The organism is Spirosoma horti (assembly GCF_054776595.1).
Genome location: NZ_BAAHBQ010000003.1, coordinates 716,143 through 731,587 on the forward strand (window position 1 = coordinate 716,143; position 15,445 = coordinate 731,587).

At 49.9% G+C, this 15,445-nt stretch carries 11 protein-coding genes; 7 read left to right on the forward strand and 4 right to left on the reverse strand.

What is annotated here, in order from left to right; all coding sequences use genetic code 11:
- The first annotated feature begins 207 nt into the window (after window positions 1-207).
- From recQ to ACYVAM_RS10745, 4 genes are all read left to right on the forward strand, one after another.
- Window positions 208-2,331, forward strand: coding sequence for a DNA helicase RecQ (recQ, locus tag ACYVAM_RS10730; protein WP_461066720.1), 2,124 nt, complete (start codon window positions 208-210; stop codon window positions 2,329-2,331).
- Window positions 2,332-2,519: 188 nt separating this feature from the next.
- On the forward strand, window positions 2,520-3,572 hold the full coding sequence (locus ACYVAM_RS10735) for a lytic transglycosylase domain-containing protein (protein WP_461067066.1): 1,053 nt from the start codon (window positions 2,520-2,522) through the stop codon (window positions 3,570-3,572).
- A 453-nt stretch (window positions 3,573-4,025) separates the two neighbouring features.
- A complete protein-coding gene (locus ACYVAM_RS10740) occupies window positions 4,026-5,225 on the forward strand; it encodes a lytic transglycosylase domain-containing protein (RefSeq protein WP_461067068.1) in 1,200 nt (399 codons plus the stop codon).
- Window positions 5,226-5,336: 111 nt separating this feature from the next.
- Window positions 5,337-6,599: a lytic transglycosylase domain-containing protein gene (locus ACYVAM_RS10745; RefSeq protein ID WP_461066722.1), complete on the forward strand. Its 1,263-nt coding sequence runs from the start codon at window positions 5,337-5,339 to the stop codon at window positions 6,597-6,599.
- 52 nt (window positions 6,600-6,651) lie between these two features.
- Here the strand turns inward: ACYVAM_RS10745 and ACYVAM_RS10750 are convergent, their stop codons facing one another.
- The 3 genes from ACYVAM_RS10750 to ACYVAM_RS10760 all read right to left on the reverse strand — a co-directional run bounded on the left by ACYVAM_RS10750 (window position 6,652) and on the right by ACYVAM_RS10760 (window position 9,592).
- The gene (locus ACYVAM_RS10750) at window positions 6,652-7,968 is read right to left on the reverse strand and encodes a cryptochrome/photolyase family protein (protein WP_461066724.1); all 1,317 of its coding nucleotides are present in this window, start codon (window positions 7,966-7,968) and stop codon (window positions 6,652-6,654) included.
- 135 nt (window positions 7,969-8,103) lie between these two features.
- Entirely contained in the window at window positions 8,104-8,451 is a 348-nt protein-coding gene (locus tag ACYVAM_RS10755) for a hypothetical protein (protein WP_461066726.1), read from the reverse strand.
- A gap of 433 nt (window positions 8,452-8,884) precedes the next feature.
- Window positions 8,885-9,592 (reverse strand): GNAT family N-acetyltransferase, encoded by a 708-nt coding sequence (locus tag ACYVAM_RS10760; protein ID WP_461066728.1) that lies wholly within the window; start codon window positions 9,590-9,592, stop codon window positions 8,885-8,887.
- Between the two features lie 370 nt (window positions 9,593-9,962).
- Here ACYVAM_RS10760 and ACYVAM_RS10765 point away from each other — a divergent pair, with 370 nt between their 5' ends.
- The 3 genes from ACYVAM_RS10765 (at window position 9,963) to ACYVAM_RS10775 (ending at window position 14,219) form a co-directional block, all read left to right on the forward strand.
- Window positions 9,963-11,285 (forward strand): MFS transporter, encoded by a 1,323-nt coding sequence (locus ACYVAM_RS10765; protein WP_461066730.1) that lies wholly within the window; start codon window positions 9,963-9,965, stop codon window positions 11,283-11,285.
- Between the two features lie 105 nt (window positions 11,286-11,390).
- Window positions 11,391-12,188, forward strand: a complete 798-nt coding sequence (locus tag ACYVAM_RS10770) for an ion transporter (protein WP_461066732.1) — start codon at window positions 11,391-11,393, stop codon at window positions 12,186-12,188.
- A gap of 57 nt (window positions 12,189-12,245) precedes the next feature.
- A complete protein-coding gene (locus ACYVAM_RS10775; protein ID WP_461066734.1) occupies window positions 12,246-14,219 on the forward strand; it encodes a DNA polymerase III subunit gamma/tau in 1,974 nt (657 codons plus the stop codon).
- A gap of 87 nt (window positions 14,220-14,306) precedes the next feature.
- On the opposite strand, the gene ACYVAM_RS10780 is transcribed toward ACYVAM_RS10775, so the two are convergent.
- The gene (locus ACYVAM_RS10780; RefSeq protein ID WP_461066736.1) at window positions 14,307-15,422 is read right to left on the reverse strand and encodes a tetratricopeptide repeat protein; all 1,116 of its coding nucleotides are present in this window, start codon (window positions 15,420-15,422) and stop codon (window positions 14,307-14,309) included.
- Between the last annotated feature and the right edge of the window lie 23 nt (window positions 15,423-15,445).

Consider the following 15,445-nt stretch of genomic DNA (forward strand, 5'->3'; position numbering starts at 1 on the left):
ATTAGATTGGGGTTTAAATAAGACTAACCAATTTTCGGTCTTGAGACGGAAAGATGCGGATAAAATCACGAATCCGTCCACGGAAACGACTTAAATTTTTCTTAAATTTGAAATAAAGATAGTTGGCTGTTAATCAGTGCCAATAGACCATTCACATAGACTATCTACGCCTATAAGGGCGATTAAAATCTGTTCTTCAACAAGTCAATGACGGTTTCAACACCCAATACGCAGCAACCCGCCGATTACCTCAAACGCTATTATGGCTATGATCGCTTCCGGCCCATGCAGGAGACTATTATCCAGTCGATCCTGAGTGGTCGCGACACGGTCGTACTCATGCCTACGGGGGGCGGCAAGTCCGTCTGCTTTCAGATTCCGGCGTTGATGCTGCCCGGCCTGACGATCGTTGTGTCGCCCCTGATCGCCCTGATGAAGGACCAGGTAGGTGCGCTGCACATGAATGGTATCCAGGCCGCTTATTACAACAGCACCCAGACCAGCCGGGAGCAGCGTGAAATTGAAGACGATTGCATCAACGGCAAGCTCAAACTTCTCTATGTCTCGCCGGAGAAATTACTGACCGAGTCGTTTTTTCAATTCCTGAGCCTGACTAAACTGTCCTTGTTTGCCATTGACGAAGCCCACTGTATCTCATCCTGGGGGCACGATTTTCGGCCAGAATATACGCAGTTGCACGTCCTGAAAGAGCAATTTCCGAACGTGCCCACTATTGCACTGACCGCCACAGCCGATAAACTCACCCGGCAGGACATAGCCACTCGGCTTGGCATGAACGATCCGGCCATATTCGTGGATTCCTTTAACCGGACTAACCTGAGCTTACAGGTACTGCCCGGTCAGAATCGAATTCAGCAGATTATCAAGCTGCTACAGCAGAAACCCGACACATCGGGCATTATCTACTGCCTGAGCCGTAAATCGACCGAATCGCTGGCAGCTAAATTGCAGGAAAAAGGATTTAATGCTGCGTTTTACCATGCAAAAATGGACCCGGCTGATCGCTCGAAAACGCAGGAAGCGTTCCTGCGCGACGATGTACGCATCATGTGTGCGACCATTGCCTTCGGTATGGGAATCGACAAGTCGAACGTGCGCTGGGTGATCCATTATAACATGCCCAAAAACATCGAGAGCTTTTACCAGGAAATCGGGCGGGCCGGACGCGATGGCGCTGCTGCCCAAACCGTCCTGTTCTATAGCTTTGCCGATGTGGCTACGTATAAAGAGATGCTGGCCGAGAATAGCCCGGCCAACCTGGGCCTGCAACTGGCCAAGCTGGAGCGCATGCAGCAATACGCCGACGCCCACACCTGCCGCCGTCAGATTCTGCTCTCCTACTTTTCGGAAGAACTCGCCGAACCCTGCGGCAACTGCGACGTCTGCCGCGACCCACGCGTTACGTTCGATGGTACGATTCTGGCCCAAAAAGCGCTGTCGGCCATTATCCGAACGGGAGAACGGGTGCCGATGAATTTGCTTATTGACATTTTGCGGGGTTCCCGGAGCCAGCAGGTACTTCAGGGTGGCTACGATCAGGTGAAAACCTATGGCGCTGGCCGCGATCTTCGTTTTGAAGACTGGCGGAACTACATCCACCAGCTTATCAATATCGGGGTCATTGAAATAGCTTATGATCAGCACTACGCCCTGCGCCGGGGTATGCTGGCCGATCAGGTGCTGTATGGCGGACGCAAGGTGGACCTTGTTCGCCCGGACGATGCCCCCAAACCCGTTGTCGAGAAAATCAAGACCAAAACAGAAACCCAGCGCGATACGCTATTCGAGCGGTTGCGGGTATTGCGGAAGGAACTCGCCGACGAACAAAACGTGCCGCCCTACGTTATCTTTACCGATACGACTCTGGAAGACATGTCTCGCCAGCGGCCTGTTACCCCCGATGCGCTGCGCAACGTAAGTGGTGTTGGCGAACGGAAGCTACAGTTGTTTGGCAAGCGTTTTCTGGATGAGATTGTGGGCTATGTACGTGGCCGGGTGGACGCGGGCGAAAAGCCCAAAGGGTCGACCCAACTGATAACCCTCGATTTGTACAATAGCGGGTTATCCATTGGCGAGATAGCAGCCCAGCGACAACTCACGACAGGCTCCGTTGCCAGTCATCTGGTGCAGTTATCGAAGTCCGGTTACGATATTGATTTAGTCTCCCTGATCGACCCGATCGAACGGCGCGAAATCGAAAAAGCGATTGCAACGGTCGGTATGGCAGAAGGGCGTTTAAAGGCGGTTTTCGATCATTTGGGTGGTCGTTATGACTACGGCAAGTTGACCCTTGTAGCTGGGCTCTTATAAGAATAAAATCCTGTTTTCAGGCGGGCCGTTGGATAATTCTTAGGCGATAATTTGGTATCTAGGCCACAATCAACTAGATTCGTATTATATAATTGGACAAACCCGCTACTTCGGTACGGGTTTTCTTGTCTATATGTGCCACAACAACTACTATAATTTTGATAAAAGAAGTAAGTTTTTCACTACTCATGGCCGCTGTCAAACCGGTCCTCGCGATCCCCTTTTTTGGGGCCGATACGAGCCGCTTAACGCTGTCGTCGAACGGATTGAACAACCCACAACTTCTGGTCGTTGACTCAACAAATCACCAGTTCCCTATTTATTTCTGCGGAGAGGAAGTTCCCGTAAACGAGAGACATGTCTCGCGCCGATGGCTACAAACACTTCGGCTGTATGGCGCCCAGCAGGAATTTCTGCTCGATCTTCGGATGCGGGCTTCTACGTTCTTCCCGATCATTGATCCCATTCTTCGGAAATACAAAATTCCCCGCGATTTCCGTTTTATGCCGTTGGCCGAGAGCGCGCTCGATAACAGCAGCGTATCTTATAAAGGCGCATCGGGCTATTGGCAATTGATGCCCGGTACGGCTCGTGAACTCGGTCTGGAAGTGAATGGCAAAGTAGACGAACGGTATAATCTACAGAAAGCTACGGTAGCTGTTTGCCGACATTTGCACCAGTTATATCGGGAGTTAGGCTCCTGGACACTCGTGGCGGCTGCCTATAATGGCGGAATTACACACGTTCGTAACAAAATGGAACAGCAGGGCCAGTCGAATTATTATCGACTTCGTCTGCACCGCGAAACGAGCCATTATCTGTTTCGGATTCTGGCCTTCAAAGAGTTGCTCAGTAACCCACGTCAATATGCGTTGATGCTACGCGGGTCAACCATGGCAGAACTCATGAAGCCATTGCCAAGCTGGCATAAACCACTGGCATTGCCGAAGAAAATCAAAGATTCGCCAACAATCGAACTGATCGACGAAGACAATTCTACCTGGGGACCCCGCCCGAATACGGCCCTGACCAGAACGTTATCAGATACTGAACAACTCATTGCGCAGGCCGCTTCGCAGAGCCCTACTGTTCCTCTTTCCGACCTGGAAACTCAGGGCCAGCATCTGCCCATCAAGAAATTGATGATGGGACTGATGGTGCTTCGGTTCCGTCGGCCTCGCTTTTTGAAACGGAAAACACAAGGCGGTATCCGCCCGCTTCATTTTTGGGACTGGTTATAAATGCCCAACCTTAGTCAGTAAACAGAAAGCCGCCACTCACTTTACGGGCGGCTTTTCTTGTTAGCAGGCTTCAGGATTTAGAAAGCCCTGGCCGGAGAATTTAGGCAGTCAGTAAGAAAATCTCCGTAACTGGTATGCACTCATTTTTAGACGTATCGCCAGCCGCCGGGTTCTTTCCCGGACTCTTCATTTCACAACTGCGCGCTTATTTATCGTGAGCCCGCCCCTACTGACTCCAGGCCAATTACGTCCCCAAGCTTCTGTTGGTGAACCCCTTAACCAGCCTGCTCATCGAATGATACGGTTTGTCGGCGAGCGAAACGTATACAACACGAAGAAATAATAATGTTACAGTTGACACTCTATTAGGTCTAAAGAATATATAATGCTAAACTGTGCACTTACCTTTTGAAAAACCTGTTATCCTTGCTCGCGTTGGTATTGGTGTTGATTATGGGAAGTGCTTTTGCTCCGAGTGCTTCGCTGAACAGGCCGACCCATGCATCTTTTTCGGGCCTTTCGCCTACGCTGATCGTTGACCCAACGTTCCTAAAAGGCCTGCCTCCGGTTTATTTTTGTGGTGAATCAGTACCAATCCACGAAGAAGTTGTGGCCCGGCGACTGGTTTCAGCCCTGGCACGCAACACCGCCAGAAATCAGGCCTTACTACGCATTCGCCAACGAGCAGCCGTCTTTTTTCCAATCATTGAGCCAATTCTGGCCCGTCATGGCATACCGCTGGATTTTAAGTACTTGCCCTTAGTTGAAAGTGCTTTACAGGGATTTGCGGTATCGCCCAAGGGAGCCACTGGCTATTGGCAATTTATGCCGGCCACAGCCCGAGAATTGGGGTTGACCATAGAACATGGCACCGACGAGCGACGGCATCTGGTTAAATCCACCAATGCCGCCTGCCGCTATTTACGTTATTTATACAATCGCCTTGGCTCATGGACATTGGCGGCCGCAGCTTATAACAATGGCATTGGCGCGTTGCTCAGCAATATCCGGCGGCAGCAACAACGCGATTACTATTACCTCCGCCTGAATGCCGAAACAGGTAAATACCTGTACCGGATTCTGGCGTTTAAAGAACTATTCTCCAATTATCGATCGTATAAAAACCTGATTCCGGGCCAGATACTGGCTACGCTTGACGAGCCACTCGGTGCATTGCCAGGCGCCGATCCCGATGATGACGAAGTGTTACTGCCTGAGGTTATCATGAATGAAGCCACCAGAGAGGCCGTGGGCGCACCCGCAAAAGAGGCACTGGCTGCCCCCAATGGCCGAACAACAGACATTCCATTGCCTAATGCAGCCGATGTATTTAGGGGTGGCATTAAAGCGCGCCTAACGGAAACATCAGGTTTAGAACGTGGTCAGATCTGGGTATTCAACCTCACCCGCGATGGAATGGCCGGTGATCGGCAAGTGGAGGAAGGCGATATCCTGTATGCCGTTATCGAAGATATTGATACAAAAGCCAATAAGGTTTATCTGCGTTCAGAAAAACTGTATTCGGCCAGCGACAAGCAAACCTACTCGCTGGCGTTGTCGGCCGTAGATGCCTCTACGGGTCGTCTTGGCATTAAATTGTCGGATTTGTCCCAAATAAAGTCAGGCTGGATACTGACCTGGAAGTCACTTTAACGTCAATAGACAGATCAGCCAGCATTGGCTAAGTCACTAAACAACGGGCTACTGACGAACTAAACCAGTACACAGCATCGTTTCTCAGAGGTCTAACCAACGTTATTTGTTTTGATACGATTTACCCACAAGGTTGTTACGCTGCTCCCTACCCTGTTGCTGCTGCTTGCATCAATGGCGTTGGCCCAGAGAAAGACAACTGCCGTAAAAGGCAAATCGAGCCGATTCTATCCGGCTGAATCGCGATCAGGTATAAGTCCTGGCCGGTTGCATTTCTGTGGAGAAATAGTGCCGACCGAACAGGGTAATGTTTCGGCTAAACTGGCTTTTGCGCTGGCAAGCAGCTCAGGCTATCAACGGCACCTGAATGGGCTGAAAGCTCGTTCGGCACCTTTTTTTGCTGTTATCGAGCCAATCCTGCGAAAACATACGATTCCCAACGATTTTAAATACCTTCCCCTTATTGAAAGCGCCTGGAATGCGCATGCCGTATCCTCTGCCGGAGCTGTTGGCTACTGGCAATTTATGGACGAGACCGCTCAGGATATGGGGTTGTCTATTCAACCGGGAAATGATGAGCGCTCCAACCTTCTTAAATCAACCGAAGCCGCCTGCAAATATTTAAAATTTCTTTATTCCAGGTTGGGTTCATGGACACTCGTGGCAGCTGCTTATAATGGGGGAGTGGGCATGGTACAGCGTAAAATCACCAAATCCGGCCACCGCGATTATTATTCGATGACCATGAACCCCGAAACCGGCTACTATCTATACCGGATTCTGGCCATGAAAGAGCTATTCACTAACCCTTCTTACGGCATTGGTTCTGTAGAGATCATGCTGGTATCATCCGGGGAGGCTTATGAACTGGAACGTGAGCAGGCCCGGCGCATGGGTTGGCTTCAGGATCAGGAGCCCGAACAGACCGGCGTTCCCATTGAATCACTGGACGATGCTTCTGATGTAGCCAATAACTTACCCCGAGCTACCCGAAATGAAGCCATTGTCATGGATAGTTTGTTAACTCAACTGCTCAAAAACAAACCGACCGTTCCCCCTATTTTTGTAGGCGATGTTGTTGCCCGACTCGTTCGGGCCGGGCAACCTAAAGTAGGGCAAAGCTGGACCTTTGCTCTTTCGGAAGACGTTCAGATTGACCAGACTGATCTGAAAGCCGGTGATGTATTGTATGCCGTTGTCGACGATGTCGATGCCAGAGGCAATCTGTTTTTGCGGGCAACTAAAGCCATTTCAGTCCAAACCAGTACAACCGTTCCGCTATCGCTCATTGCCATGAACACAGCCACTGGGCTGGCGGGTGTTCCAAAACCTAAAGTGCTAAAGCCGGGCTGGGTTGTTCAATGGAAACTTTGATCCATTAACCACGGCCACCTAACCACCTGATACGGCGACAGAAGACAAATCGCTACTTCACCTTTGCCAGTGCTTTTCGATACGTATCGACCGCCCGTTGGCGGGCCATCGTATGCTCAACCATTGGCCTGGCATAGCTCGGCTTGTCCACTTCCGGCACCCAATGCCGGATATACTCTCCTTTGGGATCGAACTTTCCGGCTTGCAGCGTGGGGTTGAAAACACGGAAATAAGGAGCGGCATCGGTACCCGATCCAGCCGCCCACTGCCAGCCACCGTTATTGGCAGACAGGTCATAATCCCGAAGTTTCTTACCGAAATAGGCTTCGCCCCATCGCCAGTCGATAAGCAGGTGTTTGCATAGAAAGCTGGCGGTAATCATCCGAACCCGGTTGTGCATCCAGCCGATGGTATTCAACTGACGCATGCCCGCGTCAACAATGGGATACCCCGTTTCGCCACGACACCATTTATCAAACTCAGCTTCGTTGTTGCGCCATTCGATCTGGTCATATTGCCGTCGGAACGAGTTTTTCTCGACATGTGGAAAATGATCCAGCACCTGAAAGTAAAAATCCCGCCAGCAAAGTTCATTCAGGAAAGTCTGGTCATCCGCTTCTTTAGCCTGACGAGCCAGGTCACGAACGCTGACCGTACCGAACCGAAGGTGTATGCTCAGTTGACTTGTTCCATGCGGTAGTGCCGGAAAATCACGCGTTTTTTTATAGCCATCGAGTAATGTCTCAGACACCGTTCGGGGAGGAAACGGCTCACCCACAGGTTGGAAGTCCATTTCCTTCAACGTGGGTACGGGTAATGGCTCCGTTTTCCAGTAGTGACCTGCATATTTTTCCGTCGGGTACGCTTTCAGGTAAAAATCAGTCAGTTTTTCGCGCCAGTTTCGGCTATAGGGTGTAAAAACGGTGTATGGCGTTTTTTTTCCACTCAGCACCTCGTCACGCTCAAACAGCGTCTGGTCCTTGCTGGTATGGAAGCCAATGCTATGTTCAGCCAATAGATCACCGATGGCTTTATCGCGCTCTTTGGCATAGCCCTCATAATCGTGATTGGTAAACACATCGGCTATGGTATACTGCGTAATCAGTTCTTTCCACACGTCGACCGGGGCTCCATACCGGACAATAATGGTTGAACCCAGTTGAGCCAACTCAGTCCGCAACCGGTCAATTTCCTGAACAAGAAACTCGACCCGACGGTCGCAGCGATCGTCCAGCGCATCGAGAATGGTGCGATCAAAAATAAAAACGGGAAGAACAGGACGGCCACGTTTCAAGGCATGGTACAAGGCCGCATTATCGTGCAAACGTAAGTCACGCCGGAGCCAGACCAGCGAGAGCGGTTCAGACATAGTGTAGGTCGGTAGGTTTATACTAAAGCAGGTAAACAAAAATCGCTCTGTCGAATGATATTGTTCAGATCTGAGCAATATCATTCGACAGAGCGAACGGTAAGAATAAGGGTAAGTCAATTACCTATCATTCCATCAATCCGGTTGAAAACGCAACCGAACCGTGTGTAATTCACCGGCATCGCTGCCGTATCCGTTTATTTTCTTGCCAGTCAACTGGCGAATCAATGTATTGTTGAGTTGTTCATTCTGACTGAATACTTCCAGTTGACAAAGTTCACTGTCAGCATTCACTTTAAATTGAATGACCACCACACCAGCCTGCTGGGTTGGCTTAAGGGCATCCGGGTAAGAAACGTACTTCGCCAGTTGGTTTTCCAGCGTTGCCTTAACGGCCTTGGGTTTACTTGTTTTAATGGGCGCAGCATAGGCTTGCGTTGCCAGGAAGCCTACCAGCATGAGAAGAGCGAAATTCTTTTTCATGACTTCAATGTGATTAAATGATTAAACAAACAACCCTCGTCCCAAGGCCATAAACTATGGAAGCGACTAATGTTACCTTAATATTACGCTAATATTATCTAAATATTACCAACTATAGACAGCCTGAAGACGTAGTAGAGCCGTCTTGTTTTACCCTACAGTATCATTTAAATACTTTATTCTGTTAAAATAGCTATATATAAGTAAAACATGCCCTCGAAAGAGACTTATCGGCCAGTAAACAATATATTATTTTACGACCCAATGTTAACCAAATGTTATCAAATTGTTAAATATTAAATTTTGAGATAATATAACGCAAATGAACGTTGTAATCTGACCGTGATTTCAGGAGAGAACTACATTTAGACAGTCTATAAAACAGAAAAGCCCCGAAGCAACTTCGGGGCTTTTCTGTTTTATAGACTTCTGATCAGGCCGTTTCCAGCTCGTGGTCACGGCGTGACCGCGTCCGTTCAGTAGGACTGATCCGCATCAGAATACGTTTTTTGATACGCATCCAGCGTTCATATAAGCTCGACTCTTTGAGAAAATTCCACTTTTCGTCTTTCTGCTCCTTCTTGTGTTCTTCAGGATCATATTGCATGCCCGTACATAAACAATGCTTGCGGTTAGTACGGGTCAGGATGTCGAAGTTAGCGCAGGTCTGGCAACCTTTCCAGAAAGCGTCATCGGCGGGCAGTTCGCTGAGCGTTACGGGTTGATAACCCAGATCGGAATTGATTTTCATCACCGCCAGGCTTGTCGTAATGCCAATGATCTTGGCTGTAGGGAACATCGCCCGCGACAGTTCAAATGCTTTCGCTTTGATGCGCGTAGCAATGCCGCTTTTTCGATAATCGGGATGAACGATCAACCCGGAGTTGGCCACAAATTTACCATGCTCCCAGGTTTCGATGTAGCAAAAGCCAACCCATTCGCCCGAAAGTGTCATAGCGACAATGGCCTTCCCTTCGAGCATTTTTTCCATCACATAAATGGGAGAGCGCTTGGCAATGCCGGTTCCCCGGGCTTTTGCGCTTTCTTCCATTTCCCGGCAGATGGTTTCGGCCAGCCGCAAATGATTTTCATTTGCGACTTGAACGATATATAGATCGTTAACTATTTCTGGTTTGATCATTGTCGTTTATTGGGCGGTTGTAAAGCCGCAGAAACGGAGACAGCGTAATCCGAGCTGGTTTGTTAGGTGAATAAAACGAGAAAATTGGCGGAAATAGTTTACCACATAGGCAAACAAAATGATATAGTCCTTTCGGACCTAAACCGAAATGGCGTAGTATGGAAGAAAGTCGGTAAATAAACGAGCTTTGCCATTGGTTTTGCGCTGAAAACGCGGACAATGTTAGAGAGATTATCCGGTTCTTGCAATACACTAACGGTTTTTTTATAGGATAGTTCGATAACAGCCAAAACATATTTATTAATCGTTAAGTCATACAGGTTTGGTTAGCTGTAGTCAAGGCTATTGGCTTATATACTCAACCCGATCTGTGCTGACGACCCTTCCGCCCAAGACCTACCCACTAACGCTAAGCCGAAGCCGGTTACTACGTTACTTTGTTTTCTTCTACCTCTATGTCATGCAGGGGATTCCGGCTGGCTTTTCGCTGACGGCACTGACCAACTACCTCGCAGCAGAAGGCATTAAACCTAAAGTCATCGGGGCATTTGCCGCTATCGTCGGGCTACCCTGGGCCTTTCAGTTTATATGGGGACCCCTCATCGACCGCTACCAGAACTCGTCCATGGGACGTAGAAAACCCTGGGTTATTGGTACCCAATGCCTGGCAGGTTTAGCATCGCTGGGCCTACTTTTCGTACAGGATCCGGTAAATCACGTCATCACGCTGGCCTGGTTCTTCTTCACACACAGTGTTTTTGCCGCCGTTCAGGACGCCAGCGTGGATGCCATGGCCATTTCGGTCATTCCGGAAAACGAACGCGGACGCGTCAATGCCTTTATGCGGGCGGGTTTCCTGATTGGCACCGGCGTTGGGGCAGCCGTATTTTCGCAACTTCTGCGAACCTATGGTTTTTTCAACGCGGCTCTGGTTCAGTCGCTTTTACTACTAATGCTGACCGGACTAACCTTCTTTATCCGGGAGCGCCCCGGCGACCGCCTTCTGCCGTCGTTTAGCCGCCAGCCGTCGGTCTCCCGTGCGGTCCCGATTGACAAGGCATATGAACGACCTGACCATGATTTCCGGTGGCTTTTTACCGAGTTATTCAGGGGTCTATTTGCCAGGCGAAGTCTACTCCTGTTTGGCTCCGTGGTGGCGGCTTATGTGAGCGTTAGCTTATTCATGCGCGGGTATAATTACCATTTGATCCATACTCTTGGCTGGACGGACACCTCCGTTTCGGGCTTGACGGGTACGTATGGTATGCTGGTAGCTACCGGTGTTGCCCTGATGGGCGGCTACCTAGCCGACCGCATCAGCCCGCGCCGGTTACTGGTCATTGTACTGGCAATGGTTGCCGGCTACTTGCTGGTGTTCAACGCCCTGTCGGCCCATTGGATTCAGCGTGAGGTGGCGCAAACGGGGTTGGTTGCGCTGTATTTCATGGACCCCAGCATTAGTATTGCGGCCATGCCGTTGCTCATGGCCATCTGCCGACCGGGCGTCGAAGGGTCGCAGTTTACAACCTATATGGCCTTTGTAAACCTGTCCGATATTGCCGGTTCCTATCTCGCCGGTCATGCACAGGACTATGTCTCCGTGCCTACCATTGGCCTGTTTGCGGGTGGACTGGCGGTTACAGCCATGCTTACGGCCCTGTTCACCATCAGGCATTACCGGGCATCGAATTAGCTTTAGTCGTCAATCGTAACTCAGCGATAAGGTTTTGGCTTTTTTTTCGAAACTAAATTCGCGGTTTGCGTAGTAGCTTGCAGAACGACCTACCGTTCTTAATACATGCTACACCTCCGCAAACTTGTCTATCGCACGCTCGAAATCTCGGCCGGGAAACGGCGGGGTATGAGCCTCGTCTTCAACCTGCTGTTGATTACGATCATTACACTCAATGCTATTGCCATTGTTCTCCATACTGTGGAGGAATATAATGAACAGTTTGCGCGATTGTTCATTGACTTCGAGCTGTTTTCTGTAATCTTTTTCACCATCGAATACTTGCTCCGTCTCTGGGTATGTGTTGAAAATGAAAAGTATAGCCACTGGTTCTGGGGGCGTGTACGTTACATGTTCTCGACCAGTGCCATGATCGATTTTCTGGCTATTTTCCCGTTCTACTTTTCGTTGTTCGCCACCGATTTAGCCATCGTCCGGATTTTGCGACTGTTCCGTATTTTCCGATTATTTCGCATCTCCCGCTACTCACACGCCTTCCGGTTAATTCAGAATGTAGTCAGAGAAAAGAAAGAAGAATTGATTCTTAGTACGATGCTCGTTGTTTTCATGCTGATTATCGTATCGAGCGTGATGTATTATGTGGAACATTCGGCTCAGCCCGATAAATTTTCGAGTATTCCAGCCACGATGTGGTGGGGCGTTACGGCAATGACGACCGTTGGTTATGGGGATATTCACCCCATAACGCCGTTGGGGAAATTACTGGGTGGTATTACGGCCATTGTGGGTATTGGCCTGTTTGCCCTGCCAACGGGTATTCTGGTATCCGGTTTTAACGAGCACATCCGCGACCGCAAAAAACCCAGCCGGAACGTGTGTCCCCACTGCGGTCGGGAGATTTGATGCCGAACAGTCGTTGTCCTTCGTTTGAAATGCGCCCCGACCTTACTAACTTTGAGTATGGAAAATTTCGTGGTCTCGGCCCGCAAGTACCGCCCTGCTACGTTCGACACGGTTGTGGGGCAAGAGCATATTACCACCACGCTTAAGAATGCAATCAAGACCAATCATTTAGCGTCGGCCTTTCTGTTCTGCGGGCCGCGCGGGGTTGGCAAAACAACCTGTGCCCGAATTCTGGCCAAAACTATTAACTGTCAGAACCTGACTGCCGAAGGAGAAGCCTGCGATGCCTGCGAGTCGTGCGTAAGCTTTAACCAGAATGCGTCCTTCAATATTCATGAGCTGGATGCGGCTTCGAACAACTCCGTAGAAGACATTCGTAATCTGATCGACCAGGTTCGGTATCCGCCCCAGTCGGGCAAATACAAGATCTACATTATTGACGAGGTCCACATGCTCTCGTCGGCTGCTTTCAATGCGTTCCTGAAAACACTGGAAGAGCCTCCCTCCTACGCCATTTTCATTCTGGCAACGACCGAAAAACATAAAATCCTGCCAACAATTCTGTCCCGCTGTCAGATTTTTGATTTCAACCGGATTCAGCCACAACATATTGCCGGGCATCTGGCCAGTATTGCTGTCAAAGAAGGCATTACTGCCGAAACGGAGGCCCTCGACCTGATTGCTCAGAAAGCCGATGGTGGTCTGCGTGACGCGCTGTCCATGTTCGATCTGAACGTGACGTTCGCGGCCGATCGCATCATTCGGTACAAGGAAGTACTGGACAACCTGCACATTCTCGATTACGATTATTACTTTAAATTAACGGACCTCTTGCTGGCCGGCAATCTGCCACAAAGTCTGCTGACGGTCGACGAAATTCTGCGAAAGGGTTTCGATGGGCATCAGTTTGTCGTTGGACTGTGTCGCCATTTTCGCGATTTGATGGTTTGTAAAGATGCGGCAACGGTGCAGTTGCTGCAAGTGACCGAGAACGTCCGTCGGCAATACCTCGACCAGGCCGTTCGGGCACCCATGTCGTTTTTACTTTCTGCCCTCAGCCTGGGCGGGCAGTGTGACATGAATTACAAGCAGGCCAAAGACCAGCGACTGCACACGGAATTGTGGTTGATGAAGTTAGCCAACCTGCGCAACCTGCTCAACTGGGATACGCTGCCCGACGCGGTTCTTACACCAACTGGCAACGCTACCCCCGAACGTTTTTCTGCCGAGCCATCGGGAGACGAAAAAAAAAACGGCAAACCAGCACCCGGCCCCTCGCAGCAGTCAACGAGTAACGGCCATCCGCTAAGCGAAAGCCACCCCATTACAAGTGAGCCAGTCAATGGCTACCACGCCGGTAACGGAACAAACGGCGCTTTAGCAACGGGAACCGTTCAGCAAAATGGCCAGACAGTAACGCAGAATGGAGTTGCAACGGCACCACCAGAGATAAAAACCAGCGTAGTGCCAACCGCTGTAGCAGTATCAGCCGCTGCGCCAACGGTGGCAATCAAACCTGAAACGCCAGCCAGACCACAGATAGCCCCGCCACCACGCCCGGCCACCAGCCGACTGCGGTCTACAGTAGCGTTGACCGCCGGGCCAGTAGTACCTTCAGCCGATACAGATACCGAAGTTGTGTCGACCGCGCCCATACGGCCGGATAAACCCTTCACGTTTGATGAATTGGTGGACGTTTGGCGGGCATTTGCCAAAATACGCCAGCAGCAGAATGACTCTGCTACGGAGCAGCTCGTTCTCAACCGGGAACTGATTCTGGATGGCACCGTCATTCATCTGACGCTCGACAACACCTTACAGGTAGGTTATCTGACCGACCTTAGACCTGACTTGCTGGGTTACCTGCGCACCGAGTTACAGAATAGCCAGATTCAGCTGGAGCACAAAGTCACAGTTCAGGAGACCAAAAAGATGATTTACAGCTCGCAGGATAAATTCAATTTCCTCGCCGAAAAAAACCCGGCCCTGCACGAATTACGCAAGGTGCTGAATCTGGAAGTGGATTACTGACTTTTGTCATTCCGACGCAGGAGGAATATTAAATTTCCCGACAAGGAGACGTCAAGATTCTTCCGGCGTCGGAATGACAAAAGATTATCATTTAAATCCTTTCGCTTCGCGGATAAGGGATTTATACTGCCCAATAGCAAGGGCTTTTTTATAGTTCATCCTGGCCCGATTATGGTCGTTGGCTCGGGCCGCAATACGTGCCAGGCCCGCATAAGCAAAGGCGTGATATTCTTTTGTATAGGGGTCATTGAAGGGTAGTCGAAGGGCTATTTCGTACGCGTCTGCTGCTTCTTTATCATCTTTGTCGGCATACTCGGCCAGCATTCCGGTGAACGTGTGAACGGCCATCGGCACCAGTTTATTGGGCATCTGCTTCAACCGTTGTACATAGGGACGAGCTTCGGCATAGCGGCCCGCCAACAAGAGCGACTCCGCGCAGGTCATGCCGAATAGCGGGTTTTTCGGGTATTTATCCGCCAGGTATTTCGCATAAACGACGGCCTTAGCCGGGTCCATTTCATGCTTGAGAAGAATGTGAGCCAGGTAATAATTGGCGACGGGCCGCATGAAAAGCCCCTTTTTGGTCGCAATATCCATTTGCTTCAACCCCTTTGGCATATCGCCATCTTCGAAAAAGAGCATTAACGGTTTCACAATTGAGTGATCCATTGGGTAGCGTTCGATGTAGTAGTTATACAGACCGGTCGTGAAATAGAAGTCAGGATTTTTGCCCATCAATACGAAGCCTTCCCGTAGGTAACTATAAGCTTTCTTCGATTCGCCAACGGCTTTTAACGATTCGCTTTTGTTATTGTAGAGCGAAGCCAGGTAACTATGCGCCGTTAGGGCAAAAAACACGGCTTCGGGATCATCTTCATCCTTATCGAGCATCTTTTTGGCCAACGCCAGGCCCTGATCGACGGCCTGTATAAACTGCGCCGTAGCCGCCTTATTCTCGTGCAGCGGTAAATACTGAAGCTCCAGTTGAGTGGCGCGCAAAATGGGACCGATCGGGTGCTGGGGATATTGCGTCTGAAGCTGCCGTATTTGAGTCTCGGCATCAGGAAAATCCATATTATAAATCGCATCCAGCGTTTTCAGAACGGTTTGTTGAACGGTGGGATCAGTAAGTACCTGCGCTGGAGCAAGGAGCGGCAAAAACAGGCAGCTTAAAACCAGAAAGGTATTTTTGAAAATGGACAAAGTAGTTGTTGGTATTACATCGT

Bases quoted from the DNA above. Each gene is read 5' to 3' on its own strand.
- recQ (WP_461066720.1), top strand. From the start codon at position 208: ATGACGGTTTCAACACCCAATACGCAGCAACCCGCCGATTACCTCAAA.
- ACYVAM_RS10735 (WP_461067066.1), top strand. From the start codon at position 2,520: ATGGCCGCTGTCAAACCGGTCCTCGCGATCCCCTTTTTTGGGGCCGAT.
- ACYVAM_RS10740 (WP_461067068.1), top strand. From the start codon at position 4,026: ATGGGAAGTGCTTTTGCTCCGAGTGCTTCGCTGAACAGGCCGACCCAT.
- ACYVAM_RS10750 (WP_461066724.1), bottom strand. From the start codon at position 7,968: ATGTCTGAACCGCTCTCGCTGGTCTGGCTCCGGCGTGACTTACGTTTG.
- ACYVAM_RS10755 (WP_461066726.1), bottom strand. From the start codon at position 8,451: ATGAAAAAGAATTTCGCTCTTCTCATGCTGGTAGGCTTCCTGGCAACG.
- ACYVAM_RS10760 (WP_461066728.1), bottom strand. From the start codon at position 9,592: ATGATCAAACCAGAAATAGTTAACGATCTATATATCGTTCAAGTCGCA.
- ACYVAM_RS10770 (WP_461066732.1), top strand. From the start codon at position 11,391: ATGCTACACCTCCGCAAACTTGTCTATCGCACGCTCGAAATCTCGGCC.
- ACYVAM_RS10775 (WP_461066734.1), top strand. From the start codon at position 12,246: ATGGAAAATTTCGTGGTCTCGGCCCGCAAGTACCGCCCTGCTACGTTC.